Source organism: Elusimicrobiota bacterium, from assembly GCA_041660185.1.
In the GTDB taxonomy this organism is placed as follows: domain Bacteria; phylum Elusimicrobiota; class Elusimicrobia; order 2-01-FULL-59-12; family 2-01-FULL-59-12; genus JBAZWU01.
The window spans coordinates 264,251-289,803 of sequence record JBAZWU010000001.1; the positions used below are offsets into that span (position 1 = coordinate 264,251).

Annotated in this window: 24 protein-coding genes and 1 pseudogene; 2 read left to right on the forward strand and 23 right to left on the reverse strand. The window is 54.5% G+C overall.

Annotated features, from left to right (window positions below):
* Positions 1–16: 16 nt before the first annotated feature.
* Genes ilvE through WC859_01295 form a run of 5 tightly spaced genes read right to left on the reverse strand, consistent with a single transcriptional unit; the run spans position 17 to position 4,757 of the window.
* Positions 17–901, reverse strand: coding sequence for a branched-chain-amino-acid transaminase (ilvE, locus tag WC859_01275; GenBank protein MFA5974782.1), 885 nt, complete (start codon positions 899–901; stop codon positions 17–19).
* 14 nt (positions 902–915) lie between these two features.
* Positions 916–1,614, reverse strand: a complete 699-nt coding sequence (locus WC859_01280) for an ABC transporter ATP-binding protein (protein ID MFA5974783.1) — start codon at positions 1,612–1,614, stop codon at positions 916–918.
* Positions 1,607–2,821: an ABC transporter permease gene (locus tag WC859_01285; GenBank protein MFA5974784.1), complete on the reverse strand. Its 1,215-nt coding sequence runs from the start codon at positions 2,819–2,821 to the stop codon at positions 1,607–1,609. The genes WC859_01280 and WC859_01285 overlap by 8 nt, the downstream gene beginning before the upstream one ends.
* A gap of 16 nt (positions 2,822–2,837) precedes the next feature.
* Entirely contained in the window at positions 2,838–4,379 is a 1,542-nt protein-coding gene (gene lysS, locus WC859_01290) for a lysine--tRNA ligase (protein ID MFA5974785.1), read from the reverse strand.
* Entirely contained in the window at positions 4,380–4,757 is a 378-nt protein-coding gene (locus tag WC859_01295; protein ID MFA5974786.1) for a response regulator, read from the reverse strand.
* A 561-nt stretch (positions 4,758–5,318) separates the two neighbouring features.
* On the opposite strand from WC859_01295, the gene WC859_01300 reads away from it, so the two are divergent.
* Complete coding sequence (locus WC859_01300; GenBank protein MFA5974787.1) at positions 5,319–5,834, forward strand: ORF6N domain-containing protein; 516 nt, start codon at positions 5,319–5,321, stop codon at positions 5,832–5,834.
* Between the two features lie 8 nt (positions 5,835–5,842).
* Here the strand turns inward: WC859_01300 and WC859_01305 are convergent, their stop codons facing one another.
* The 17 genes and pseudogenes from WC859_01305 to WC859_01385 form a co-directional block, all read right to left on the reverse strand.
* The gene (locus WC859_01305) at positions 5,843–6,205 is read right to left on the reverse strand and encodes a hypothetical protein (protein MFA5974788.1); all 363 of its coding nucleotides are present in this window, start codon (positions 6,203–6,205) and stop codon (positions 5,843–5,845) included.
* A 2-nt stretch (positions 6,206–6,207) separates the two neighbouring features.
* Positions 6,208–7,324 (reverse strand): peptide chain release factor 2 gene (gene prfB, locus WC859_01310; GenBank protein ID MFA5974789.1). Its coding sequence is split into 2 segments (ribosomal slippage): positions 6,208–7,257 and positions 7,259–7,324, totalling 1,116 coding nucleotides; the frame shifts between segments, so codons are not numbered across the junction.
* A gap of 112 nt (positions 7,325–7,436) precedes the next feature.
* Positions 7,437–7,769, reverse strand: a complete 333-nt coding sequence (locus tag WC859_01315; GenBank protein ID MFA5974790.1) for a hypothetical protein — start codon at positions 7,767–7,769, stop codon at positions 7,437–7,439.
* On the reverse strand, positions 7,766–8,107 hold the full coding sequence (locus WC859_01320) for a DUF5674 family protein (GenBank protein MFA5974791.1): 342 nt from the start codon (positions 8,105–8,107) through the stop codon (positions 7,766–7,768). Before WC859_01320 ends, WC859_01315 begins: the two co-directional genes overlap by 4 nt.
* 2 nt (positions 8,108–8,109) lie before the next feature.
* Positions 8,110–9,621, reverse strand: a complete 1,512-nt coding sequence (gene lnt, locus WC859_01325) for an apolipoprotein N-acyltransferase (protein ID MFA5974792.1) — start codon at positions 9,619–9,621, stop codon at positions 8,110–8,112.
* A complete protein-coding gene (gene secA, locus WC859_01330; GenBank protein MFA5974793.1) occupies positions 9,606–12,353 on the reverse strand; it encodes a preprotein translocase subunit SecA in 2,748 nt (915 codons plus the stop codon). Before secA ends, lnt begins: the two co-directional genes overlap by 16 nt.
* Before the next feature lie 81 nt (positions 12,354–12,434).
* Positions 12,435–12,638, reverse strand: coding sequence for a cold shock domain-containing protein (locus WC859_01335; protein MFA5974794.1), 204 nt, complete (start codon positions 12,636–12,638; stop codon positions 12,435–12,437).
* 88 nt (positions 12,639–12,726) lie between these two features.
* Positions 12,727–13,128 (reverse strand): MGMT family protein, encoded by a 402-nt coding sequence (locus WC859_01340; protein ID MFA5974795.1) that lies wholly within the window; start codon positions 13,126–13,128, stop codon positions 12,727–12,729.
* A complete protein-coding gene (locus tag WC859_01345) occupies positions 13,125–14,525 on the reverse strand; it encodes a pitrilysin family protein (protein ID MFA5974796.1) in 1,401 nt (466 codons plus the stop codon). Before WC859_01345 ends, WC859_01340 begins: the two co-directional genes overlap by 4 nt.
* 119 nt (positions 14,526–14,644) lie before the next feature.
* Entirely contained in the window at positions 14,645–16,192 is a 1,548-nt protein-coding gene (locus WC859_01350) for a pitrilysin family protein (protein MFA5974797.1), read from the reverse strand.
* Positions 16,193–16,253: 61 nt separating this feature from the next.
* A complete protein-coding gene (gene mscL / locus WC859_01355) occupies positions 16,254–16,664 on the reverse strand; it encodes a large-conductance mechanosensitive channel protein MscL (GenBank protein MFA5974798.1) in 411 nt (136 codons plus the stop codon).
* A 158-nt stretch (positions 16,665–16,822) separates the two neighbouring features.
* Positions 16,823–18,727, reverse strand: a complete 1,905-nt coding sequence (locus WC859_01360; protein MFA5974799.1) for a PAS domain-containing protein — start codon at positions 18,725–18,727, stop codon at positions 16,823–16,825.
* A gap of 653 nt (positions 18,728–19,380) precedes the next feature.
* Positions 19,381–21,654, reverse strand: coding sequence for a restriction endonuclease (locus WC859_01365; protein MFA5974800.1), 2,274 nt, complete (start codon positions 21,652–21,654; stop codon positions 19,381–19,383).
* Between the two features lie 218 nt (positions 21,655–21,872).
* Positions 21,873–22,244 (reverse strand): FxLYD domain-containing protein, encoded by a 372-nt coding sequence (locus tag WC859_01370; GenBank protein MFA5974801.1) that lies wholly within the window; start codon positions 22,242–22,244, stop codon positions 21,873–21,875.
* Positions 22,245–22,277: 33 nt separating this feature from the next.
* Positions 22,278–22,349 (reverse strand): annotated as a pseudogene (locus WC859_01375) (zinc-ribbon domain-containing protein).
* Positions 22,350–22,580: 231 nt separating this feature from the next.
* The gene (locus WC859_01380; protein MFA5974802.1) at positions 22,581–22,967 is read right to left on the reverse strand and encodes an ORF6N domain-containing protein; all 387 of its coding nucleotides are present in this window, start codon (positions 22,965–22,967) and stop codon (positions 22,581–22,583) included.
* A gap of 23 nt (positions 22,968–22,990) precedes the next feature.
* The gene (locus WC859_01385; protein MFA5974803.1) at positions 22,991–24,046 is read right to left on the reverse strand and encodes an acyltransferase family protein; all 1,056 of its coding nucleotides are present in this window, start codon (positions 24,044–24,046) and stop codon (positions 22,991–22,993) included.
* A gap of 48 nt (positions 24,047–24,094) precedes the next feature.
* Here WC859_01385 and WC859_01390 point away from each other — a divergent pair, with 48 nt between their 5' ends.
* Positions 24,095–25,033 (forward strand): hypothetical protein, encoded by a 939-nt coding sequence (locus tag WC859_01390; GenBank protein MFA5974804.1) that lies wholly within the window; start codon positions 24,095–24,097, stop codon positions 25,031–25,033.
* Here the strand turns inward: WC859_01390 and WC859_01395 are convergent.
* Entirely contained in the window at positions 25,011–25,406 is a 396-nt protein-coding gene (locus WC859_01395; GenBank protein MFA5974805.1) for a hypothetical protein, read from the reverse strand. The two genes, WC859_01390 and WC859_01395, sit on opposite strands and share 23 nt — an antisense overlap.
* Between the last annotated feature and the right edge of the window lie 147 nt (positions 25,407–25,553).

Consider the following 25,553-nt stretch of genomic DNA (forward strand, 5'->3'; position numbering starts at 1 on the left):
CGTTGCGCAATATCCGCTACGTTTCATCAATTGGAACGCCGCTGACACGCGTCAGTTCCTTGAACTCTTTCATGAGTTTTTGCGTGGCTGGTCCGGGTTTGCCTTCTCCGATGAGGCGGCCGTCGACTTCCCGCACCGGCACCACTTCCGCCGCTGTTCCCGTTAGAAAAACCTCATCCCCCACGTAAACATGATAGGGAGTGATCACCTCTTCCTTCACAAGAAGTTTCAGCTTGCTGCGCGCAAGGTCCATCACCACGTTGCGTGTAATGCCTTCCAGGGCGCCGGTCCAGGTCGGCGGGGTGATCAGGGTGTTCCCTTTCACCACAAAAATGTTGTCCCCGGTACACTCGGCCACAAGGCCTTCGCGATTGAGCATAATGGCTTCGGGAACGTTCTGGCGCACCGCCTCTATCTTGGCCAGAATATTGTTCAGATAATTCAGCGACTTGATCGTCGGGTTCAGGGCTTCCGGAATATTCCGGCGGACCGACGAGGTAATGACCGACAATCCGTTCTCGTAGAATTCCGCGGGGTAAAGGGTGATCTTGTCTGTGATGATGATCAGCGTGGGTTTCGAGCACTTCCGCGGATCCAGACCCAGATCCCCTTCGCCGCGTGTGACCACGAGACGAATATACGCGTCTTTCAGATTGTTAGCTCTTAGGGTTTGAAGAACCGCGTCTTCCATCTGTTTCTTCGAAAGCGGGATCTCCAGCAGGATGGCGCGCGCGGAGTTGTACAGCCGTTCCAGGTGTTCCCTGAGCATGAAGACGCGGCCATGATAAGCGCGAATCCCTTCGAAAACACCATCCCCATAGAGAAGTCCGTGATCAAAAACGGACACGACGGCTTGTTCTTTTTCGAGGAGTTGGCCATTGATATAGATCTTCACGGGAATACCTTCCTTATGAATTATTTCGATTCTGATTCGATGCGGCCATCCCGCAATCGAATCCAGCGGTCCGCCCGCTGCGCAATATCTTCCTGATGCGTCACTAAAACGGTTGCGGCGTTCATGCGCCGGGCCTCTTTCCAGAGGAGTTTCAAGACCTCTTCGCCGGTTTCCTTATCCAGATTCCCGGTCGGTTCATCCGCCAGAATCAGCCCGGGTTCATTCATGAGGGATCGGGCCAGCGCCACGCGCTGCTGTTCCCCTCCGGACAGCTGCGCGGGTTTCTTAAAAAGGTGGTTCTTCAATCCGAGCGTATCCAGAAGCACCGTGGCTTTGGCGAGGCCCTGTTCTTCCGGAATTCGCTTGATCCGCGACGGAAGCGAGACATTCTCAAGCACCGTCAACTCCGGCAGTAAATAATGGAACTGAAAAAGAAAACCGATGAAATCATTCCGGAACCTGGCGCGTTCTTTGGCGGCCAGATCATGCACTTCCTCACCCAGGATGGAGAGTGTTCCCGAGGTCGGCTGCTCCATGAGGCCCAGGAGATGAAGCAGTGTTGATTTTCCGGCCCCGGAGGGGCCCAGGACCGCCACAATTTCCCCTTCTTTTAAATCGAGATCAATCCCGTGCAGGACCTCGACGTCGCGTTCCCCCTGCGGAAACCGCTTGAGGAGCCCCCGGGCTGACAGCGTAATAGCGGTTGAAATCTCAGCCATAACGAATCGCCTGGACCGGGTCCATCTGGCTCGCTTTCCATGCCGGATAGAAAATGGACGCCAAAACCAGTGTCAGCGCGCAAGCCGCCACGCTTCCCACCATGGGAAGCGATAAGTGGATCGGCAGACGGTCGATGTAGTACACCTCCGACGGGAGGCGAATAATCGGATACCGTCTCAGAACAGCGCTGATGCCGACGCCCAGCACCAGCCCCAGGCCGACGCCGCTTCCTCCGAGAAACAGCCCGTTCAGAAAAAAGACACCCGCGATCTGGCGCGGAGAAGCGCCGAGCGCCTGAAGGATGCCGATTTCCCGCGCCTTCTCGATGGTGAGCAGAAGCAGATTCGAAATGATCGTAAAGCTGGAAACCAGGATGATCAGCGTGAGAATAATGAACATCATGGTCCGTTCCAGCTTCATCGCCGAGAAAAGAGGTTTGTTGAAGTCTTGCCACGACCGGGTCCATAGCTCTTGAGAGAGCTGCGACTGCAGCGCGCGCTGAACCGCGGGCGCCTGGTCCACGTCCTTCAGCCGAAGCCCGTACCCGCTGATCTGGCGGCTGATGCCGAGCAGATCCTGAGCGGTCGCCAGGGAAACGTAAGCCATATTGGCGTCGTACTCATACATCCCGGAGTGAAAAACGCCGACGACCGTTAACGGCCGCATACGGGGCATTTGTGTCCAGGAGGCTTTTTGCTCCTGAGGCGAAATGAGCGTCACCCGGTCTCCAATCGAAGCGCCGATCGCCATGGCCAATTCTTCGCCGAGCACAATGCCGCGATCCTCGAGTCCCTGCCACTGGCCGTGGGCCAGAATCGAGTTCAGACGCGTGACTCGGGCTTCGCCTTCAAACGAAATGCCGCGTAGAAGGATGCCGGTCACTTTACGGGAGGATTGCAGCAGCGCCTGAGCGCTGATGAACGGCGAGGCACCGGTCACGCCGGGAACGCCCGCGAAATGATCCAGCTGATCCTTGTCGTAGGAGACGAAAGCGCCGAAGGGATTCATCGCGACGATGTGCGGCTGGGTGCCCAGAATTTTTTCCTGAATGTCGGTGCGAAATCCGTCCATGACCGCCAGCGTGATCAGAAGCGCGGCCACGCCTAGGGCGGTTCCGCCGATGGCGATGGCGGTCGTGATCAGGCGAAAAACGCCAAACCGCTGGCCGGCGAGAAAGCGCGTGGCGAGAAAGAATTCAAAGGACATAAAATAATCGAATAATCTATTGACCCTGTTCCGGTCTCAATAGAGGAAACAAAATAACTTCACGGATCGAGGTTTGTCCGAGGAGCAGCATGGCCAGGCGGTCGATGCCGATGCCCAATCCTCCGGCTGGCGGCATGCCGTGCTCCAGAGCGGTCAAAAAGGCTTCATCAACCACTTCGGCTTCTTCGTCGCCCTTCTTCTTCAGGGCGGCCTGGCGCTCCATCCGTTCCCGTTGGTCCACCGGGTCGTTGAGTTCCGAGTAGGCGTTGGCCACTTCCCCGTGAGCGATAAACAGTTCGAAGCGTTCCACCAGGCCAGGTTGGTTGCGGTGTTTCTTGGCCAGCGGGGAGATCTCCACCGGATAATCCAGGACAAACGTCGGCTGCCAGAGATGCGGTTGAACCTTGAGATCAAAGATGCGATCAAAAACCTTGTGTTCATGTGTTTTTGGATCAGCGTCGACGCCAAGATCAGAGGCGGTTTTTAAAAGATGGCCTTCTTTCCAGGCTTTGATGACATCCACTCCGGCATACTTTTCGAACAACTCTGTTAAGGTCACCCGGGCAAATGGAGGTTTGAGTGAAAGCGGTTTGTCATGCAAGGCCACCTGATCGGTGCCGTTGAGCGCGAGGGAGGCCTCCTGAATGATTTTTTCCGTCAGGCTCATCATATCGTTATAGTCCGCGTAAGCCTGGTAGGCTTCCAGGAGCGTAAATTCGGGATTGTGCATCGTATCCACACCTTCGTTCCGGAAGACCCGGCCCATCTCAAAAACCCGGTCGATCCCACCAACGAGCAACCGCTTCAGGTGAAGCTCCAAGGCGATGCGCATAAACAGCGGCATCTGAAGGGTGTTGTGGAATGTCTGGAAAGGCCGGGCCGCTGCGCCGCCGGCTTGCGCCTGAAGGAGCGGTGTCTCCACTTCCAGGAATCCCTGATGATCCAGCGTCTGTCGAATGGATCGAAGCAGCTGCGAGCGTTTCACGAAAAGCTTATGAATGTCCGGGTTGCTGACCAGATCCATCTCCCGCTCACGGTACCGGATTTCAACGTCTTTCAAACCATGAAATTTTTCCGGGAGCGGCCGCAAGGATTTGGCCAGCAGGACAAAAGCCATCACGCGCACAGTGAGTTCACCGGTTTTAGTGCGGAACATGGGTCCTTCCACGCCCAGAAAATCACCGATGTCGGTGTCCTTCTGGAAAATCTTATAAGCCGCTTCGCCGACGGCATCCTTTTTCACGTAAATCTGAAGCCGTTCGGGCCCGTCGGCGATGTGGGCGAAGCAGGATTTGCCCATGTCGCGCTGCGTCATCAGGCGTCCGGCGGTGCGGATCGTCTGTTCCGTTCCGTGTTCCGGCAGCGGGCCGGAGAACTCCTTCAGGAGTTGAACCAGCGTGTGGGTGCGTTCAAAATGATGGGGATACGGTTCGACCCCGTTTTCGCGCAAACGCTTGAGTGTTTCCCGGCGCTGAGCCAGGAGAGACTCCAGCGGAGGAGCGGAAGGAATGGGTGCGGAGGCCGAAGGAGCCTCCGGTTTTTTGGGATGGGGATCCATTTATTTATCGCTGGCGGCTTTGTTGAGGACTTCTGTGATCTTTTCGCGCAGATGCTTCGGATCGAAGGGTTTTTCCATATAGAACGCCACGTTGGAAGCCATCTCGAAAACGTCCCGCATTTGACCTTTGGCGGTAAGAATAATCACGGGGATGCGCCGGGTGCTTTCATTCTCCGTGAGCCGGGCGTTCACGGTGTAGCCGTCCATCTCCGGCATCATGATGTCGAGAATAATTAAATCGGGATGTTCCGCAAAAGCACGTTCCAGCGCTTCGCGGCCGTTAAAGGCTTCCAGGACTTGATGGCCGTCCCGTTCCAGAAGGAACTTGACGAGCTCCACCACATCCCGTTCATCGTCGACTACCAGTACGCGTGCCATAGTGAGGTAATCTTATCAGTCCGATTGGGGGGTGTCAATCAAGGGGTGGTGTGCCGCCTTCGCGGCTCCGCTCCGGCGCGGTTTTTCAACGCTCGAAGTTCGTCATCGCCACCCTCCAAAACCGCGGTCGGGCTGGCGAGTGGCCTGCCGAACTTCTCGCTGAAACCGCAGTCGCTCGCCGCGAAGCCGGCACACCTTCAACGAATATTGGATGTATTGTTGCTTCCTCGATAGGGCGAAAAAAGAATTATCAAGATGCTAATAATCCACATGAAATACCCGCAACGTGGAATGCTATTGGTTGCGAATGTTCTTGAGGTAATACGGGTGAAAAGAAACTGATTACATAGAGAAGAAGACCTATAAGAAGAAGTACGTTGCCAACTGAAACTGGAGGAGCTTTTTGTTTCCCCGTCATCCGAGTAGTCATGCCAGTATTTGCATTTTCAAGTTGCATGCACGTTGTTCTTTCAGAAATTCTAAGCTATTGCCACTCGAGAATTGAATTATTGATGAATATTTCCGCCATTTTCCCCTCTAATTAGGGAGAGGGAGTAAATCATGGGTGGTTTATTGCAGGATGATTTTCATAATCGGATTTTCCGAATTCGCGGCCAGCATGTCATGCTGGGACCCGACTTGGCACGGCTCTACGGCGTCCAAACGAAGGTGCTCATGCAAGCCGTTCGTCGAAGCCTGGAACGTTTCCCGCCTGATTTTATGTTCCGGCTGACCTGGCATGAAGTCGATGGCTTGTCGACGGTAAGGTCACAATCTGTGACCTTAGAAAGTCATTTGAGGTTCAGGCCCCTTGCGTTCACGGAAGAAGGCGTTGCAATGCTTTCTGCGGTTTTGCGCAGTCAAACGGCTATACAAATCAGCATCGCGATTATCCGAGCTTTCGTCAAACTTCGCCATGCCGTTCTGGCCCATCAGGATCTGGGCCGTCGTATCGAGAAGGTTGAAGGCCGTCTCCATATAGCCGAAACCGATATTCGTCTTGTTCAGGAAGACGTTGGCAGGCTGAAGAAGAAACCCTCCACTCCCCTGCCCTTTATCCACGGCTTCGAACCTTAGATCGAAGGCTAAGCGGTGAAATGTTCTTTATAGAACGTTACCGCAGATTCGAAGGCGAGGCGAAGCGGGAGATCGTTGAGGTCGGTGGAACGCCAACGCCGCTCATCCGTGCGGAACCGGACTGTCCAGTAGCCCCATCCGTCATCCATAAAGCGAAGACACGAGATCCAGTATTTTTTGCCGGACGGATCCTGCACTTCGCGCCACAGATGAATTTCCGAGCCGATCTTCTCCGTCTTCAGGCGAGCCAGTGCCGGAAAGGCGCGAAGGCGATGGGCAAAATCCCGCCGCGTGGGGTCGTCTTCGCCGCGTGTGCGTCCCCAGACGTAACGCCGGGCTTCTTTGGATTGGTCAGGCCGCCAGGATCCCATAATTAATTTTGTGTTTTGGTTTTTTTCATGGCTTCATGTTCCAGGTAGGCGTCGATGAAGCCGTCAATTTCACCGTCCATGACCTTGTCGACCTGCGGATACTCGAAACCGGTGCGGTGGTCTTTGACGAGCTGGTACGGCATGAAAACGTAGGAACGGATCTGATTGCCCCAGGCGATGTCTCCCTTATCGTCGTAGCGTTTTTCTATGGCTTGGCGTTGTTTCTCCTGTTCCAGTTCGTAGAGGCGGATCTTCAAGATCTGCATCGCTTTTTCACGGTTTTTGATCTGAGAGCGCTGGTTTTGACAGGCGACCACAACTCCCGTCGGTAAATGGGTCAGACGCACGGCGCTGTCCGTCTTGTTGATGTGCTGGCCGCCGGCGCCGTGGGCCCGGTAGGTGTCGATGCGCAGGTCGGCTTCTTTGATTTCAATGACCACATCATTCTGAATATCCGGGAGCACGTCCACGGATGCAAAACTGGTATGGCGCCTCTTGTTGGCGTCAAAAGGCGAGATGCGGACTAGGCGATGAACCCCTGTCTCTCCTTTCAGAAATCCATAGGCGAACAGGCCGCGCACAAAAAAAGTGATCGATTTGATTCCGGCTTGATCCCCCTCAAGGATATCGGTGATTTCCACGGCAAAGCCCTTCCGTTCAGCGTAGCGCTCGTAGAGCCGGGTGAGCATCTCCGCCCAGTCGCAGGCCTCGGTGCCGCCGGCGCCGGCGTGCAGGGTGACGAGCGCGTCATCACGGTCATTGGGATCGGCGAATTTGGCCTCGCGCTCCACGGCCCGCAGCGTTGTCTCCACGACATCGGCGGTTTTACGGAGGTCAAGGAGGATCGGATCATCGGATTCGTTCGATAAGGCGGTTAACTCCTGAAGATCGCGGAGCTGATTCTCCAAATGCTGGAAGCGCGCGAGTTCTTCTTTGAGAAGGTCGAGTTCTTTGAGCTGGCTTTGGGCTTTTTGCGGGTCGTCCCAGAAGGACGATTCCGAGGCGAGGGCTTCTAATTCGCGGCGGCGAAGCGTTTTCCGGTCAAGGTCAAAGATACCCCCTGACCTTATTCAGGCGTTCAACCAAGGATTGAAGATGGCTTTGCAGTTCCTGTTTCATGGGTTCGATTTCGCTTCGTGCTTCGACTTTCGCTCAGCACCCTGAGCCTGTCGAAGGACTCCACTCACCATGCCCTGAGCGAAGTCGAAGGGCATTGGACGAAGTATAGCAATTAGTAATTCTTGCGTGCCGCATAGGTAAAACTCAAATAATATTTTCTCCAGGAGGATTCTGACGACGAAAATTGGTTTGTTCCCCAGAAATAATCGACGATAGCTTCGCGGGTTCGTGTGAGTTCTTTCAACCGGGACCGGTTTCTCAAATCTCCCAAGGTCAGATCGATCAGTTCAAGGGCACGTTCAAATGCTTTCTGACAGTAGGGTGAATTGTTCTTCGCCTTCCAGGTCAATGCGCGCTCCACTTCACTGCCGATATTGGCCATTTGTTCGACGAAGGGCAAATTAAACCAGCGTCCCTCCGCGAGTTGTCGATGCTGAAGGCTCATCGTTTGACTCTCTGAATAGTGATTTCGATAATTCGCTTGCGGATGGCCTCGTCTTCAACTCCGCGGCTCCGGTTGTTTTGTGACGGGCGCATATTGATCATGGAGTCGAATTCGATGAATTCATTTCCCTGCAGTTCCGGATAGAGGTTTATGCCCCAGAGGTTCGTCTGTTTTGAACCATCTTCCAGGAGCAACGCTTCTAAATCCGAATGAAGCTCGGCATCAACCGCCAGCAGTTCCCGGTCAACATCAATAACCGCTTTGACCATATTGCCAAAGAGGTCGGCGGCCATTTTCTCGAGTTCATCAAGTGGTATGGAGTCCGTAATGATTTTCATCGTTATCGTCGGAGTATAGCACGAAGCGAAATGAGACCGCAAAAGAGGAGGCAGAGCCAGGGGAGCCAGTCGCCGAAGCGCGTGTAGAGGGTAAAGGAACGCAGCGGCTGAACCGTTCCTTCGATAATCGTGGATTCAAAAATCGGCGAAGCCGCCTGAATCCGTCCATAGGGATCCACAATGGCCGAGACGCCGGTGTTGTCGGCGCGCACCAGCCAGCGGCTGTTCTCCACGGCCCGCAGCACGTTGGGCGCAAAGTGCTGATAAGGCGCCGCTGTTTTCATGTACCAGCCGTCGTTGGTGAGATTGGCGATCACTTCCGCGCCCTGGCAAACCGAGCGGCGGACCAGATTCGGAAAGAGCGCTTCGTAGCAGATGTTCACGCCGATGAGGCAGCCGTTCGCCGCCAGGACAGGGGACATCCGGCCGGCGGTGAAGCCTCCCAGTTCATTCAGGACTGAAATCCAGCGGCCCAAAACATTTTTAAAGGGCACAACTTCCCCGAAGGGAACGAGATGCTGTTTGGCATATTCTCCCCCCCAGGCTCCGGTTGGATCGAGCATAAACGCCGAGTTGTATGACCGGCCTTCGTGAGCCACCGGCGCGCCGACGAGGTGTGTGGTGCCGCTCTGTCTGACCACGCGTAGCAGCCAGTTCAACAACGGCGGATCCTGCAGCAGGTATCCGGGGACAGACGTTTCTGGCCAGATCACAAGCTGTGCGTGATGATCGGATGCCTCGCGGACCAGGTGTTCATACGTCGTTTCAATTTCCTGAATGTATGCTTTGTCCCACTTCTTGTACTGATCAATGCTGCCCTGAAGCAGCGCCACGCGGATTCCCGGCGCCGGGTTGGTGATTGCAGGAGCGGAAGCCAGCCGGTGGTTTCCAAAGATAAAACAGGCCCAAAGCAAAACCGCTGGAAGGAGCGCCACGCGGATCTTTAAGGCATGTCCCTGGCGGTAATCGTGAAGAACCAGAACCAGGGTGGCGTTCACCAGGACGATTAAAAAAGAAAGACCATAAACCCCTGTGATCGAAACCAACTGAAGAAACGGGAGGGTCCGGTACTGGCTGTCTCCCAAAAGTGTCCAGGGGAAGCCGCTCAAGAAATAAGTCCTTCCATATTCGAGCGCTACCCAGGCGGCCGCGCAGGCCAGAGGCCATAGTTCTCTAGCCACGACGGATCGGGCACGAGCCGCAAAATATGTCCAAAGCCCCCAGTAAACGCCTAAATACGCGGCCAGGGCGAGGAGAGAGAACACCGCCAACAGAAGCGACTGATGCGCGGCTCGAAACGTGACAAGGATCCAGTACAGGAGTCCGCTGTACGTGAGCAGGCCTGTCAGCCATCCGCTCCAGAACGCCTGACGAGGTGAAAGGCGGAAGGTGAAAAGTAAGAGAGGAACCAGTGCTACCCAGGCCACCCCGGCTCCATTAAAATTCGGAAAAGCAAGAATGTAGAGAAGCGAAGAAAGGAGAACAACCGCCAGATGCGTTATTGGCCGTGACACTTCTTGTATTTTTTCCCGCTTCCGCAGAAGCAGGGGTCATTGCGGCCGATTTTTGCAGGCATGGAGGGTACCGGTGGCGCCGCGTTTGCCGGCTCGCGGTCCAGGATGCTTCGCCGCGCTTTCTTTTCGGAAGGGAGCGGCAACGGTGAGGTCGGCTCCGCAGAGGAAGGACCTTCGAACTCGGGTTTTTCCGCACGCGCCCCGATAAACACCGAACGCGGTACAAGCACAGGAGCCGCAGGTTCGTCGGGAGCCGCGGCCACGTGCATTTTCATAACGTATTCGATGGTCTGTTCCCGGATGCGTCCCATCATCTGGCTGAAGAGACTAAAGGCTTCATGCTGAAATTCGATGAGCGGATCTTTCTGGCCGTAGGCCCGCAGCCCGATTCCCTTTTTCAGCTGGTCCAGGTCATACAGATGTTCTTTCCAGGCCACGTCGATCATCTGTAAAAGAACCATGCGCTGCAGTTGCCGGAAGAGATCCCCGCCCAGCTCCTGGTCACGCTTCTGCAGGGCGGTCTGGATAATTTCAGCTGTCTTTTCTTCGATCTCGATTCGTGCCAGTTTGGCCCACTCCCCCGGTTCCAGGCCCCCATCAAGACTGAAGATGTGTGTCAGCCAGGCATGCAGTGAGGCCACATCCCAGGTTTCCGGAATCGCCTTGGGCGGGATCCACTGCGTCAGCTTTTCCTCCAGGCTTTCGTCCATCATGCCCTGAATGCTCTTGGTGACATCGACGCCTTCGAGGACCTGATTGCGCAGCGAGTAGATCATTTCGCGCTGCTTGTTCATGACGTTGTCGTATTCGAGCAGCTGTTTGCGGATATCGAAGTTCATGGCTTCGACTTTGCGCTGGGCGTTTTCAATGGCGCGGGTCAGAAAGGGATGCTGGATGTCCTCCCCCTCCTGCATGCCGAGTTTTTGCATGACGCCGGAAAGGCGGTCGGTCCCGAAAAGCCGCATCAGCTCATCATCGAGCGCGAGATAGAAGCGGGACGATCCCGGATCCCCCTGCCGGCCCGTGCGGCCGCGCAGCTGATTGTCGATCCGGCGGGACTCGTGGCGTTCTGTCCCGAGAATATGGAGTCCGCCCAGCTGGCGGATCTCGTCCCCTTGCGCCGCGTTCGGCGGGTTGCCTCCCAGGACGATGTCGGTTCCGCGGCCGGCCATGTTGGTCGCGATGGTCACCGTGCCTTTGGCGCCGGCCTGCGAGATGATCTGCGCTTCCATTTCATGGTATTTGGCGTTCAGGACCTGGTGCGGGACGCCGGTTTGCCGGAGCATGGCGGAAATCTTTTCTGATTTTTCAATGGACCGTGTTCCCACCAGAACGGGTTGTCCCACTTTCCAGAGCCGGGTGATTTCCTCGATGATCGCGCCGTATTTTTCGCGCTCGGTGCGGTAGATGACGTCCGCATGGTCGGTGCGGATATTGTTCCGGTTGGTCGGGACTTCCACGACATCGAGTTTGTAGATTTCCCAGAATTCGCTCGCTTCGGTCATGGCGGTTCCGGTCATCCCGGCGAGTTTTTCGTAGAGGCGGAAGAAGTTCTGAAAGGTGATGGTCGCTAGCGTCTGGTTCTCTTCGGCGATGCGGATACTTTCCTTCGCTTCGACGGCCTGGTGGAGGCCCTCCGACCAGCGACGGCCCGGCATCAGGCGTCCGGTGAACTCGTCGACGATGATGACTTCGCCGTCTTTGACGACGTAGTCCACGTCGCGGCGGTAGAGGTGATGGGCGCGCAGCGCCTGGTTGATGTGGTGGACCCACTCGCCCGACACGTCGTCATAGAGGCTGCCGGTGCCCAGGAGCTTTTCGCAGTGCGCGATGCCCTGGTCGGTGAGCGTGACGTTGTGGGCTTTTTCATCGACGGTAAAGTCGACCCCTTTGCCCAGGTCCTCGCCGGAGTATTTCGCTTCGATCTCTTCCTTTTCCGTCACCCAGCGGCCTTTGAGGTGCGGGACCAGGCGGTTAACGATGGCATACTTTTCCGTGGATTCCTCCGCCGGGCCTGAAATGATGAGCGGGGTTCGCGCCTCGTCCACGAGGATCGAGTCCACCTCGTCGACGATGGCAAACGGCAATCGCCGGAAAATGCCGTCGCGCTCCACCGCCTTCGGCAGGTAGCGCAGGACGCGGTCTTCGTTGCGAATCACCATGTTGTCGCGCAGGTAGTCGAACCCGATCTCGTTGTTCGTGACGTAGGTAACGTCGCAGGCGTACGCGGCGCGGTGATCTTCCGGCCGCATGTCATGCTGCACGGAGCCGACGGTCAGCCCGAGAAATTCGTAAACCGGTCCCATCCATTGCCGGTCGCGTTTAGCCAGATAGTCGTTCACCGTCACCACATGGACTCCGCGGCCCGGCAGGGCGTTTAAATATACGGGAAGCGTCGCGACCAGGGTTTTCCCCTCTCCGGTTTTCATCTCCGCGATCTTGCCCTGATGAAGAATCACGCCGCCCAGGATCTGGACGTCGAAGTGACGCAGACCGATGGTGCGCCGGGCCGCTTCCCGGACCACGGCAAAGGCTTCGGGAAGCAGGTTGTCCAAGGTTTCTCCCCCGGTCAGACGGTCCCGGAATTCCTTGGTTTTTTGACGGAGGTCGGCATCCGAAAGCGGCTGGATGGCGGGTTCCAGCGCGTTTACCTGCTCGACAAAGGGCTGCAGCCGTTTGAGCGTGCGTTCGTTTTGCGAACCGAAGAGTTTTTGGAGAAAGACGAATTTCATAAATCGAGTTTATTTTAACACATAAAAAACCCCGGCTGGTTTTTACACCCGGGGTTCCTTACGGACAAAAGACAGAAGGCGTCAGGCTATTTTGACAACGTTGGCGGCCTTGGGTCCCTTTTCGGAGTCCACAATCTCGAATTCGACGGCATCCCCTTCAGCCAGACTTTTAAAACCATCTCCTTTGACGGATGAGAAATGAACGAACACATCTCCCGACCCGTCATCCTTAGAAATAAATCCGTATCCCTTTTGATCATTGAACCACTTCACTTTGCCTTGCACCGCCGTTCACCTCACATGATGCTGTGTCCGTCCCGAGAGACGGATCGTCGGTAAATCGCCCTTAGGCTACTAGAATGATGTTTTCTTGTCAAGCGACCCCTCGACTCGGGCCCCGGTCTTGCCCGAGGTGCCTCGCTCGGGATTTCGCCCCGGGTCGAGGGGTCGTCCTGAGCGAGCGCAGCGAGTCGAAGGGCGACGAAAGTGGAACCCCGCGCTTGCCCAAGGAGCTCCACTCGCGCCGCAAGAGGAGGCGCTTTTTGTGAACACCGCCCGGGGCGGAATATCCTCCGAGGGAACCGTCGGTGCAGACCACGCGGTGACAGGGGACGCGGGGGGCGAAGGGGTTGGCGGCCAGCGCCTGGCCCACGGCCCGGGCCGCGCCGGGGTGCCCGATGGCTTTGGCGAGTTGCCCGTAGGTCCGGGTTTGACCGCGCGGAATTTTGGAGCACGCCTTCCAGACCTTCTGATAAAAAGGAGAATAGTTTTTCATGGTTCACCTTGCGAGTAGTCCAGCGGTTTGACTTCCTGGGGTTTTCCCAGCGTGGACAGGGGTTTGTTGAAAAGGCTCAGGTCCCCCATGATCAGGATCGTGCTGTCCTCGGGACGCAGGTATTTTTCTCCGACGCGCGCCAGGTCCGCCGCTGTCACGGCCGCGATGCGCCCGGGATAGGTGTCCAGATAATCCGCCGGATAACCAAAATACTCAAACCCCATCACTTCCGAGACGATCTGTTCGCTGGAGGTGTAGTTTTCGATAAAGCGGTTTTGAATGGCTTCTTTCGCGTCCTGGATGTCTCCGGGGGTGAAGGGCGCGGCGCGGCACTCTTTGCTGATCTGGAGAATCGCCTGGACCGCTTTGATGGTTTCCGCGTTGCGCGTCTGCGAGACTGCGACAATCAGACCGGGCAGCGCCGGTTCGGAATAGCCGCTGCCGACAGAGTACGCCAGTCCCATCTGGGTCCGAACGGTCCGGAAAAGCCGGGACGTGGCGCTTCCCCCCCAGAGCTCGTTGAAGACTTCCCAAGCGAAATGGTCCGGGTTGTGTCGCGCCAGTCCCAGCGAACCGATGCGGATCTGGCTTTGACTGATCGGTCGATTGATGTAGAAGAGTTGCTTTCCACGAGTCGCCGGAACCTCTGGTACGGTCGGGAGAGAGACCTCCGCCTTTGGCCAGTCCCCGAAGGTTTTCTGAAGCTTCTCTTTCATGGCCGAACTCTGAAAATCGCCCGAAATGGCGAGGATCGTTGTATTGGGATGGAAAAAGCGCTGGTGCCAGGCGATCAGATCGGAGCGGCCGATTTTCTTGATGGTCTCCGGAGCGGGAAGGCGCGCATAAGGATGATTCGCACCGTACAGAATGCGCCGGAATTCCCGCCGCGAGACTTCACCGGGGGCATCGTTGATGCGGCGGAGCGCTTCGAGTTGTGTGGCCTTGGCCAATTCCATAAAGTCTTTCCGGAAAAGCGGATGGAGCGTGAGATCAACAAAAATGCTGAAGATCTCATCAAAATCCCCGGCGCGACATTGCATGGAAGCCGAGCCCTGCTCCAGACCGATCCCGAAGCCGACGGAGGCGGCCTTCTGATCCAGCGTTTTCTCGATGTCTTCGGGTTTGCGCGAAAGCGTTCCCCCATGGGTCATGGCTTCTCCGAAGATGGCGCCGAGTCCCACCTTGTCGGCGGGCTCATGCTGCGAACCGGTCCGGAAGACCGCATGAAGTTTAATCAGTGGAAGTTCATGGTCTTCGAGCAGGAAAACGACCAGTCCGTTTTCCAGAACAAAACGTTCTGGTTTGGGTGGGTGAAATTCCAGCGGTGGGAACACCGGAAGTGGCGGCGGGGTGGCTTGCGAAAATGTAATTGATAGCAGGCAGGAGAAAATAAACATCCCTCCCACCGTCATTCCCCGCGGGTGCAGGCGGCCCCGACCACCAATAGACGTGTTTATCGACGGGGCCGCACTGACTATCCGATTCGACGGGAGGACGGTGCGGGGAATCCACGATTTTAACGACATGATGGATCCCCGGCCAGTGACCGTCGGGGATGACGAGAAGTGTCGCATTGTTTTTTCACCGACTCCAGAATCCCCAGGGTTTCATTTTCCCGGGTCAGCGACTTTTTTGCCGCCGCCTGAATCGCCTGCGGGGTCAGCCCGTGGATCAGCTTCTGAAAACGAAGCAGCGTGCGCCAGTCGCCAAAAATAGTTTGGTCATACACCAACGTGCCCGCCATCCCGTCGTTGGTCTGCAGCGCGTTGAGCAGCATCACGTCCACTCCGGCGCGGAGTTTTTCGAGTTCCCACTCCTGCACCGGCTCGTTTTTAAGCCGGTCGAGTTCTTTCCAGATCGCTTCAACCACGTCCTGCGCGGTATGCGGATGGCGCGGGGCCGCGGCGATCGTCAGGAGCGGGTCATAGCGTTCGCCGGGGTCATCTTCGGAAACATCGACGGCGGAGGCCAGTTTCTTTTTTTCAACCAGGATCTTGTAAAACCGCGAGGAGGTGCCGCTGCCGAGCAGCTGGGCGATGGCGTAATAAGTGACGCGCTCGGGTTCAGAGGTTCCCGGGATGTGGAACCCCATCAGCAGGTGAGGCTGCGCGTCAAAACGGATTTTAAATTCCTTTAAGCCCGTCTGCGGCGGTTCCTGGGTGATGTTCGAAGCCGGGGCAGGCGGCACGCGCCACGATCCGAAATAGCGGTCCACGAGACGAATCACCTGATCCGCCGTCACATCGCCGACGACCGCGATCGTCAGGTGATCGGGGGTGTAATACCGGCGATAGAAGTCTTCCAGGTCCGCGACCGTCAAGTGGCTGATATCAGAGTCCCATCCGATCGTGGGATGACGGTAAGGGTGCGCCGTATACGCGGTGGACAGAAATTCTTCATAAAGCTTGCCTTCCGGAGCCGTCTCCACCCGCATGCGCCGTTCCTCCTGGACCACATCGCGCTCCTGATAAAACTGGCGAAAAACGGGGTTGCGGACGCGGTCGGAGTCCAGAATCGCCCAGAGCTCGAGCTTGTTAGACGGAAGGTCAACGACGTATTGCGTGAAATCACGCGAGGTGCCGGCGTTCAGTTCGGAGGCGCCTTCCCGCTCATAGAGGTTCCAAAGCTCGTTTTCGACAACGAGCGGCGCGGCCTGCGCTTCAACCGCGCGGACCTTTTCCAGAAGAGTGGAGACGCGGTTGGGATCCGTCAGGGCTCCCTTGCTTTTCTCCTGATCGAGCTGTTGATGGAGGCCATCAATTTGTTTCAGAAGCGGGAGTTCTTTCGCATAATCCCGGGTCCCCAGGGTTTTCGTGCCCTTAAACATCATGTGTTCGAACATATGGGCCAACCCGGTTTTCCCGGAGACTTCATCCACGGAGCCGGTACGGAACATCATCCGGATGGAAACCGTCGGAGAGAAATGCCGTTCGAGGACCAGCAGCTTGATGCCGTTGGAAAAGGTGTGCTCGATGACGCGCTGTTCCAGCGTCGGGGTGTCCGAGGCATAAGCGCCGGTGAGTGCGAGGACGGCCAGAGTACAAACAAAAATCCGTCGGATCATGAAGGTATTCTAGATGATCCGGCAGATATGCGCAAAAAGACCCGGAAGGAAGGTGTTGACGTCAGGCAATTGTCGATGTGCAGTGGCCGCAGCGTTTGGCCTGGAGCGGGATCAGCATCAGGCATTGTGGGCACTGTTTCTCGGTCGGCGCCGGCGCGGCTGGCTGTTTTTTCAGAGCGGTCATCGCTTTGATAATGAGGAAGATACAAAAAGCGACAATTACAAAATCAATAACCGTATTAATAAATAAACCATAGTGAATAGTCACCGGCTTCATTGTTCCAATGCCGGTTTTAAGGGTAATCGCCAAATCGGTGAAATCAATTCCCCCGATGAGCATGCCGATCGGAGGCATCAGGACGTCATTGACCAGAGAGGTGACAATTTTCCCGAAGGCCGCGCCAATGATGATACCAACCGCCATATCAATGACGTTGCCCCGCATGACGAAGGCTTTAAATTCTTTTAGCATGGTGGATCTCCTTTCGGTGGTGGGAGGAAAACGAATTGCCTGATAAAGTCATTAAGGCATATTTTCTGATCGATGGGCAACAGGTTGTTGTCGTTGTAGGGGCGGGTTTCAAACCCGCCCCTACAATGAAGCCCACCCCTACAGGAGATTGGAAAGTGTCAGACCCCTTTTTCTGTATCAGCCGGAAAGTATAAGCCAAATTCGGTATGGCCGGGACTACTCTGGACGTCAATCTGAGCGCCCTGTTTCTGGACCAACTCAAACACCAGGCTTAAGCCCAGTCCTGTCCCTTGGCCGACCGGTTTTGTCGTAAAGAACGGCTCGAAAATGCGGGAGCGTATATCTGAGGGGATGCCGCTGCCGTTATCGATCACCTTGAGGCAGACGGACCGGCCGTCACCGCGGGACGCGCACAACTCCGTCACGATCCGCAGACAGCCGCCGGGAGACATCGCATCAATCGCATTATTGGCCAAATTGATAATGATCTGCTGAAGCTGATTTTTGTTAGCCGTGATTCGCGGGAGCGAGGAATGCAGATGGGTTTCGATGCGAATCTGGCGGACCCGGGCTTGCGGTTCAACCAGTGCCAGCGCTCCCTGAATGGCTTCGCTGATCTCAACCGACTCCTTCTCCTGATCCATCGATCTGGAAAATGTCAGCAGGCTTTGCACGAGATGTTTGCAACGAAGCGCCTCGCGTTTGATGGCTCCCACCGGGGATTCAAACGGGTGGCCTGGCGTGATCCGTTGGGCGAGCGCCTCCACGTAACCGATGATGACTCCCAGTGGATTGTTAATCTCGTGTGAGATTCCGGCCGCGAGCTGTCCAACGGCCGACATCTTTTCGGATAGCCGGACGGCCTCCTCCATACGTTTGCGCTGGGTAATGTCGTACATGATGGCCACGGCGCCCAGGACCTGGCCCTTCTCGCCGGCAATCGGTGCGGCCTGCGCGAGAATGTGGCGTTTGGGTTTGCCTTTGGCGGCCAATACCATGGTGGCATCGCGAACCCGTTCGCCGTTAAAGGCCCGGGCCAGCGGAATTGTGTTCACATCCATCGGGGTGACACCGTCGGCCATAAAAAGGTTATAGTGTCCCGCCCATTCCGACGGATCGATGGCGAGTGCATCCATCCCATGCCACTCGCGAGCCACACGGTTAAACAGGATCAGTTTGCCATGCTCATCGCAAGCAACGACGCCGGCTTCCATATTTTCGAGCAAGGCGGTGTTGAAATTCCGTTCGCGATCGAGAGCTTTGAGCACCCGTTGACGATCGGTGATGTCCATGTAGGTTCCGAGAACTCCGGAGATCTCTCCGGAGGGTCCGTAGAGTGGAATTTTATTGGTTAATAGCGTGATGGATTTTCCGTCCGGCGTTGTCTGGGTTTCTTCTATCAAGAGTTTTGAGTGGCCGCTGTCGATCACCTGCCGGTCGTCGGCGCGATACAAATCCGCCTGCTCGCGCCAACCCATCTGATAGTCGTCTTTGTCGATGAGGTCTTCGGCATGGGCAAACCCGGCGTCGCGGGCAAAGGCCGTGTTGCATCCGAGATACTTGAGGTCTCGGTCCTTCCAGAAGACGCGGACCGGAATGGCATCAATAATCGTTCCCAGCACTTGTTGCGAACGGCGCAGGTCCTCTTCCGCCGACCGGAACGCGGTGATGTCTTGTGCGGTAGATAATGCGCCAACAACCTGCCCCTGTTTGTTGACTAGCGGCCGGCACCACCAACCCAATAGCCGGATGTTGCCGTCCTTTCGACGCTGCCGGCTTTCCACATAAAGCAGGTTGGTTTTGCCGTCGAACAGGGGCTGTGTGATGGTGTACGTTTCCTGATCGCCCGCAAAATACTCCTTCGCCTCCCGGCCGACCACCTCATCCCCAAAAAATTCCAGTCCGGCCCGATTGGCCCATGTGTAGACCTTGTTCGCATCAACGCGCATGATAATTTCAGGTATTTCGGACAGAATGGAGGCGGATTGCTCCAGTTCGGCAATGCGTTGTTTGAGGAGACGGTTCTCTTCCTGCCATCTTTGTGGATCCGGATTTTCACTCATTCCTGTAAGTGTAAGTAGGGTTCCCTGGGGAGCAAGGAAACGATATGTTAAGACAACGGGGTGTCCCTGTTGAGCCCCTGGCTTCCCGGAAAGTGTCAGACCCCTGACCCTACATCTGAAACCTGGCGACCACAATCGATACAAGTGATTAGGCTCATTTAGATTTTCTCCATTTGCTCCGTTGCCTGGCGACCATCCTTGCCTGAATATTGCTCTGTCCCTTTTGATCCCCTGGTTTCGCGGAAAGTGTCAGACCCCTTTTCTCAAGGCAACGGGGTGTCCCTTTTGAGCCCCTGGCTTCTCGGAAAGTGTCAGACCCCTGACCCTATTTCCATACTCTGCGCCCACAGCCCGAGCAGTATGGCACTGATTCCATATAGATATAGTAAATGACCCCGGGAACCACAAAGGCAAGAACGAGAATCGCAGCTACTAGAACTTCATCAAGACCTTGTAGGCCACGCACTTTGCCAACGGCGGATGAACCGCAGTGAGGACAGATAATGTCGTGCTTTCCAACTGAACTCGACTCGACAGTTCGTTTAATGGGTCGTCCACATCCGACACAGGAGGCAGACTCATCTGAAACCTGGCGACCACAATCGATACAAGTGATTAGGCTCATTTATATTTTCTCCATTTGCTCCGTCAGGTCAAGCACCTTTCCCTAATGAATCGAACATCGCATGAATGTCTGATAGGGATGTGCCATCGTGTTGGACAGAAGGCATTTGTTGATCATCATCCGGCTCCCAGGCGCCTTGCGAATGTTCCTCGAGCTTTTCAATATCTTCCTTAACGTCAATATTAAAATGATGGGCCACATACTTCAACGAACTCGCATAGTTTCCAGCCCATCCTTTGGCATCCTCATCGTTTAGTACTGATTCGATGTCCTCTTCATACATGCCTATAAAAGTGGTCTTAGATTCATCTAATTCTAGTTTCGATAATAGCTCGGGCACTTTTTCTGCGAGTTTGAGCAGTTTTTCATAGTCTTCAACGCTATCGAGGGAATTCAAAAAATAGTTTTTCGCCAAGTCCAGTGCCTCGTCGTATATATCTCGATATATGGGTTTCATAAATTGCTCCTGCGCAAGCAGGTCAATAATCTCTGATTTTCTGCCCCCACGTTTACAAATCCGCTTTTTAACAATTTCAAAAAGTCTGTGAATTTCTGGAAGACATTCCTCCTTGACAGAGCAATCTCCAGCCATCATCAATAGGCTTCTAAATCGGTTTTCAAAGCCAATGTTCATTTTCTCGCGTCGCATATCCTTTGGTCCATACCAGAAATTATGTAGTTCGAGATTTTCCGATTCAAAACAACGTACTGCTGACTTTGTGAACTCGCTTTTCTCGCGTTCATGTGCAGGTAAGGTGACTGCCCATAGAATGGTTAGTTGTTCAAAGAACACGGCGGCCTCAGCGAGTTCCAAGATTTCGTCCCGGTCTGTTTTTAAATAGGTGACTATGAAATCACGAACAGAAGGATTGTGAAAACTTACCTGATGGCAATCTTTGAAAAGTGCAATTTGAATAAAATTCCCCTCTAATTCTTTAAGCGCACGTCGGAAATCTTGCGGGGAGCAGACAAATCGGTATCGTTCTGCCCTGCGTTGATGAAAGTCTAAAAACGCCTTATGTAGATCGTCTGTTAATACTTCATGTGGCATACTGCCCATGAGTAGTAGCAGGTCACGTGCCTCATTCGAGAGCTGGTGTCGAAACGCATGAGCCCATAGCGCTTCGGGGTTGTCAAGGTTTTGAAGAAATTGAGAAAAATAGGAACCGGGCGACAAACACATAAGCCGCGCATGATCCGTCATCCAATCGATAATCCGAGGACTAAAATTCTCGTGGTCAATGATAGCCATGTAGTTCTTATCTTCCAGCAGGGCTGCCTTATACGTTGCCGGCAATTCTGAGAAATGAATATGGTTAAAGAGAATTTTGGCTCGATCAAATCGAGTATAGGCAGAGAGGTTAAGTACATAACGATTTACGCTGAAAGTATTATCAGAGAGCTTCTCGTATATGTTCTGTGCCTGATGAAGAATAAATTCACGAGTTGTTAAGATGAACCGCGTCCGACTGGATCGAGAGACGACGCCCATGAAGTCGACAAGAGTTTGATCTTCATTTTTGACAAGTTTATTTTTTATGGCTACCTGTCCTAGGAAATCGTCATAGAAAAACAGTTGCTTCCGGGTCGGACGATACACCTCGAGCGCATCACCGAGACTTTCACCAATCTTATAAACCTCATAGCCTCGTGTTACGTGGTCGACTAACAGGATCTCTGCGAGTGTAGTCTTTCCGATGCCCGGAATCCCGGCGATGATACAGCAATGGCGGTTCTTTAGGAGGGACTTGGCATCAAAAAAGCTTCGATTCTGAACGTAATATCTGACTTTTCGCCGAATTCCCTCGAGTGCCAATACCGATTGATTGAATACTTTCGCATGCAGTATGCGTTCAAGAACGGTCGAGCTCGTTAGCCACAACTTGAAGTTACGACGTTCAATTTCCGGGAATTTCCGGATTAAGTTATTGAGATCTTCTCGACCGTAAATGTCAGCGGTAGACCGGCAAAATCCAGCAAGCAAGGTATGTAGTTGATCTTTCTGCGCTCGAGAAAGTGGCACAGAGGTTGTTAGGAGATATCGCTTAGGCTTAAGCCTGTGAATTTTTGGCAATTCTTCCCGTTTAAGATGGGATCGCAGTGATGCCCACCCGGAGGATGCGAAATGCTTTGCTTGGACAATAACGCGATGTTTCGTGTTTGGCGCATAACGAAAATCGATTCCGCCATCGCGCCCCGTCCTAAAACTCTCAAAAGTAATCCGTCGCTCTGCCTGAAGAAGGTCTCTTATGAGGATTTCAAAGTCATAGGGCGAAAGTGATTCGAAATTATAAGGAGTCATAATGTCGATTGTCCCAACGTGGAGATTCAGTAGACGTACTTGCCTTTTTGCTTTCAGTGTCGACCATCAGGGCAACAAAGTAACTACGTTCCCTACTCCAGCAAAAGGAAGAAAGGAAGCAGCGTCGTCAAGACGACAGAGAAGACTAATCCCCATTTCAGCCCAACCTATCGCTGGCCGGGGACTTGATTTCTTTCAGAGAAGGCACCTTCCCCCTGCTAGTGAACCTCATCGACAAAAGTGGAGACTGTCTTGAATTCTGGTGCATTACGATGCATGACTTCAAATTTCTTAGCCGCGTTCGGCATGACTGTTTCTGTCGAGTTTGTGTAGTCAGTATCAACGACCTCGCCCTTCCCGTTCTTGTATTCGACGGTGACTTTGAAGTAACGTGCAGGAGCATCCCCCGTATTCTTCACGCTGCCCCGGACGTAGGTGTAGTTACCGTCCACAGTCCATGAAAGCCCCTTTTGAATCACTAGCTTTGGAGCGGGACTACTCGGAGCCACGAACCCTTGTCTTGAAGTTTTGGAAAGGATGGATGAGAGAACGGCTAGACAAAAGAACGCTAGAAAAACGAGGCCGATCATAGGAAGGCATCCGATTCGCTTCTTGGTAGGGGCGCCGCATTTAGGACACTGCTTGGCTTCTGTTGATACTTCGGACTGACATTCTTTGCATTTCGTCAGAGCCATCTGATTTCTTTTCCTTTCGTAGTATTTTTTACGGGTGACAGGCTCCCATATTCGGTAACGGGGCTGTGCCTAGTCTTGTGGAATGCCCTCAATTGTCCTATAAATCCCTCCCCCCTGCCAGTTAAAAAATGCCCCTTGTTCAGCTGGGGTGAACCGGGCAAAAACCAACGAGCGAGGAACAGCGGATCTGCCAAAACGACAGATCTGCCGGGACAACGGGTTTGATTGGGATTAATCTCTGAAACCTTGAACGAGGGGTGATTTTTCGTCCGGCGGGCGAGGTTTTTTCTTAAGGTCTTCGACGTCGTGGATCAAAAGCCGGATGTCGGTGTCGTGCACGGCGACTTTTCCTTCGAGTTTTTCCACCCGTCGGGCGATCCCTTGATGCGCCAGGACCGCGTGACGCAATTTCACAAAAGCCCTCATGATGGCGATATTAACTTGAATACCCTTTTGACTGCGCAATACGGACGAAAGCATCGCTATCCCCTGTTCCGTAAAGGCATAAGGAAGGGCTCGGCGTAGACCGCCCCAACTTGAAGTCACAATTTGTGACTTCAAGTGGTGAAACTCTGCTGGTGTTAACTGAAACATGAAATCCGGCGGAAAGGGGCGCACCGATGTGCGCCCGCCAACGTTATTTACGATTTATTGGTGACGAACAGCCGTGAAACCCCCGGAATCTTACCGAGGATGAACGATAGGCCTAATGAGCAGGCCAGGACAGCGGTGGTGGTGAGAGGCACGCCGATGAGCGGCGAGGGGCCGGTGTCTTCGGAGAGCACAAAACCCAGGTGTCCTTTGATGAACAGCCAGATGAAGAAGGCATGGATCAGGTAGAGGTTAAAACTGTCCTGGCTGATGTAGAGGACGGTTCCGCGCAGTCCGGGGGTTTTCAGGAGGGGCGCCTCTTCGTTGATGTTTTTCAGGATCAAAAAGGAAGCGGAGGCATAGAGGACGATGAGCGGCGCGACGCCGCCGTAAAACTTCTCATCGAGTATTCCGCTGTTCCAGAGGGTCAAAAGAAATGTCCCCCCTGCGTTAAAAAGGATGATCGCCAACGACAGGAGAATCAGCCGGCCGGTTTTCCCCTCGAAGTAATGGGTCTGATCCAGAAAGTAACCGAGTACAAAATACCCCCCATAATTCAGAAGCGTGATCCCGGGAGCAAAACTGATATAGCCTGGGAAGAGAAACTGCAGAGTCAGAAAACCAAACCAGAGAACCAGCAGCGCCTGAATTTCTCCCGGAAGAGCGGCCTGAACCCATCGGCGCAGAAAAGGCGCAACAAGATAAAGCCCCAGGATCATGTACATGAACCAGAGGTGATACTCGGTCGGGCCCTGCAGGAACTGCAGAATGGCATGGGGCAGGGAAAAGTCGCTCCCGCGCATGCGGCATTCGTAGTAGGCGTAGATCAGGGACCAGGTGAAAAACGGCAGGAGAATCCCCGAATACCGTCTCCAGACAAAACGGAGATAGGAGTCTTCCCGGGAGGAGCCGAGGAGCAGTTTGCCGCTGATCATGACAAAGAGCGGCACGCAGGGCCGGATCCATGAATCGAGCAGGTTGAAAACCCACCACACGGAGCGGGGATAATCCATCATCGCGGCGCAGACCGGCGCGAAAACATGGCTCACCACCACCATGAGGATGGCGTATGAGCGGATCAGATCCACGTAGAAAACGCGTTTCACGGGATTTCATTTTAGATTTTTAAATGGTCCGGATGATATGCTTAGGCCATGCACCAAATGAAATGGAACGGTTTGTTATTCGCCTTGATGTTTGTGTGCGGGATGGCCCGGGCGGAAAAGGTTGTATTTACGCCTGAAGAATTGTTCCGCGTTCCTTTCGGCAGCGGCCGGGCCGAACTCGGTAAGCGGATCGAAAAAGACAATCTCATCATCCCGTGCGATTTCACGATGGATGGCGCGGGCCATTTCTACATCTACGATCCCAACAAGCACCGCATCGTCCGCTTTTCGTCCGAGGGGCGGTATGAGATGGAATTTCGCTACCTCGAAACCGCGCAGCAGATTTTCGCCCACCCGGATGACCGCCAGAATCTCTGGCTTCTGATCAGCGACCCTCGCCAGGGGCTTTTTTACGGGGTTTACGACTCGCGGGGCAAGTATCTTCGATCCGGTATTTTCTCGCAGTTCAACCGTTTCCGCTTTTATGTCGGCGACGACTATACGCTGCACGCCATCCTGTCATCCGATAAAAACCCGGCGCTTGTTCAGATGTATTTTCTGGATCCGGAAAGCCTCCGGATGAAAAAGGACCGCATGGCGCTGCCGCCTGAGGACCACCACCAGGTCCGCAAGAACGACCGGGTTTATTTCGTGGATGTGGTGCCGGATGCCGGGAAAGAGGACGCTCCGCGCGTGAACCGCATCACCGATACGTCCCGCCGCCGGCTGGCGGATATCAGGGGCACGGTGGTGTATATCACGGAACAAGGCGATGTGTACACGCGGGTGGGTGAGCGGGAGATCCGGGTCTATGATATCGGCGGGGCTTTAAAAGGAAAACTGCGTCTGACCGGGCTCAGCTCCGCCTGCGCGTCCATCCGGTTTGATTCGCAGGGGCACCTCTATCAACTCGACGGGATTCCCGCTCCGGCGGATGATCCGGTGAAAATGCCCGGCATGCGCCTTATCCGCTGGCAACGGCAATAAGGTCAGGGTGTTCCTTTTCCTTCTTCGTTTCCTCAGGAATCAATCGTAATTTCCGCTGGCTCTGGATCATGTCCAGCATCGCCCTGTCGAGCGATGACATCCGCAGTCTGTCCCCTCCGTCCCGAAGGAAGATGGCGATCCACGTGCCGATCCATCCGATGGCCAGCGTCATCACAACGCTGATCTTTAATGCCAGGAGACAGGCAAAAACCGTCAGGCCGAACAGAAAAAAACCGGCATAATCCCAAATATTTCTAGGATGTCCCCGCGTAATCAGAAAAACGATGCAGCGGGTGCAGAGAAAAGAGCCGTCACTCTGGCCGCGCGCGTGAATGGAATGAACGGGGGTTTGGCATTCTTTGCAGAAGGGCATTGATCGTTGCTCCGGTGATGCGTCTTGTACTGGTAAACAGCGTCCGCATTAAGTGGATAGTGAAATTGTACTTTTGAAAAATATGAAAATCCAGTTTTTATTGATTTTACGGAAGGATTTTCAATTCGTCGTTAACATTTTGTTTCC

What these genes read in the sequence shown, in the direction of transcription:
- WC859_01280 (MFA5974783.1), bottom strand. Translation starts at nt 1,614, where the DNA reads ATGGCTGAGATTTCAACCGCTATTACGCTGTCAGCCCGGGGGCTCCTC.
- WC859_01285 (MFA5974784.1), bottom strand. Translation starts at nt 2,821, where the DNA reads ATGTCCTTTGAATTCTTTCTCGCCACGCGCTTTCTCGCCGGCCAGCGG.
- lysS (MFA5974785.1), bottom strand. Translation starts at nt 4,379, where the DNA reads ATGGATCCCCATCCCAAAAAACCGGAGGCTCCTTCGGCCTCCGCACCC.
- WC859_01295 (MFA5974786.1), bottom strand. Translation starts at nt 4,757, where the DNA reads ATGGCACGCGTACTGGTAGTCGACGATGAACGGGATGTGGTGGAGCTC.
- WC859_01300 (MFA5974787.1), top strand. Translation starts at nt 5,319, where the DNA reads ATGGGTGGTTTATTGCAGGATGATTTTCATAATCGGATTTTCCGAATT.
- WC859_01305 (MFA5974788.1), bottom strand. Translation starts at nt 6,205, where the DNA reads ATGGGATCCTGGCGGCCTGACCAATCCAAAGAAGCCCGGCGTTACGTC.
- WC859_01315 (MFA5974790.1), bottom strand. Translation starts at nt 7,769, where the DNA reads ATGAGCCTTCAGCATCGACAACTCGCGGAGGGACGCTGGTTTAATTTG.
- WC859_01320 (MFA5974791.1), bottom strand. Translation starts at nt 8,107, where the DNA reads ATGAAAATCATTACGGACTCCATACCACTTGATGAACTCGAGAAAATG.
- secA (MFA5974793.1), bottom strand. Translation starts at nt 12,353, where the DNA reads ATGAAATTCGTCTTTCTCCAAAAACTCTTCGGTTCGCAAAACGAACGC.
- WC859_01340 (MFA5974795.1), bottom strand. Translation starts at nt 13,128, where the DNA reads ATGAAAAACTATTCTCCTTTTTATCAGAAGGTCTGGAAGGCGTGCTCC.
- WC859_01345 (MFA5974796.1), bottom strand. Translation starts at nt 14,525, where the DNA reads ATGTTTATTTTCTCCTGCCTGCTATCAATTACATTTTCGCAAGCCACC.
- WC859_01350 (MFA5974797.1), bottom strand. Translation starts at nt 16,192, where the DNA reads ATGATCCGACGGATTTTTGTTTGTACTCTGGCCGTCCTCGCACTCACC.
- mscL (MFA5974798.1), bottom strand. Translation starts at nt 16,664, where the DNA reads ATGCTAAAAGAATTTAAAGCCTTCGTCATGCGGGGCAACGTCATTGAT.
- WC859_01360 (MFA5974799.1), bottom strand. Translation starts at nt 18,727, where the DNA reads ATGAGTGAAAATCCGGATCCACAAAGATGGCAGGAAGAGAACCGTCTC.
- WC859_01365 (MFA5974800.1), bottom strand. Translation starts at nt 21,654, where the DNA reads ATGACTCCTTATAATTTCGAATCACTTTCGCCCTATGACTTTGAAATC.
- WC859_01370 (MFA5974801.1), bottom strand. Translation starts at nt 22,244, where the DNA reads ATGATCGGCCTCGTTTTTCTAGCGTTCTTTTGTCTAGCCGTTCTCTCA.
- WC859_01390 (MFA5974804.1), top strand. Translation starts at nt 24,095, where the DNA reads ATGCACCAAATGAAATGGAACGGTTTGTTATTCGCCTTGATGTTTGTG.
- WC859_01395 (MFA5974805.1), bottom strand. Translation starts at nt 25,406, where the DNA reads ATGCCCTTCTGCAAAGAATGCCAAACCCCCGTTCATTCCATTCACGCG.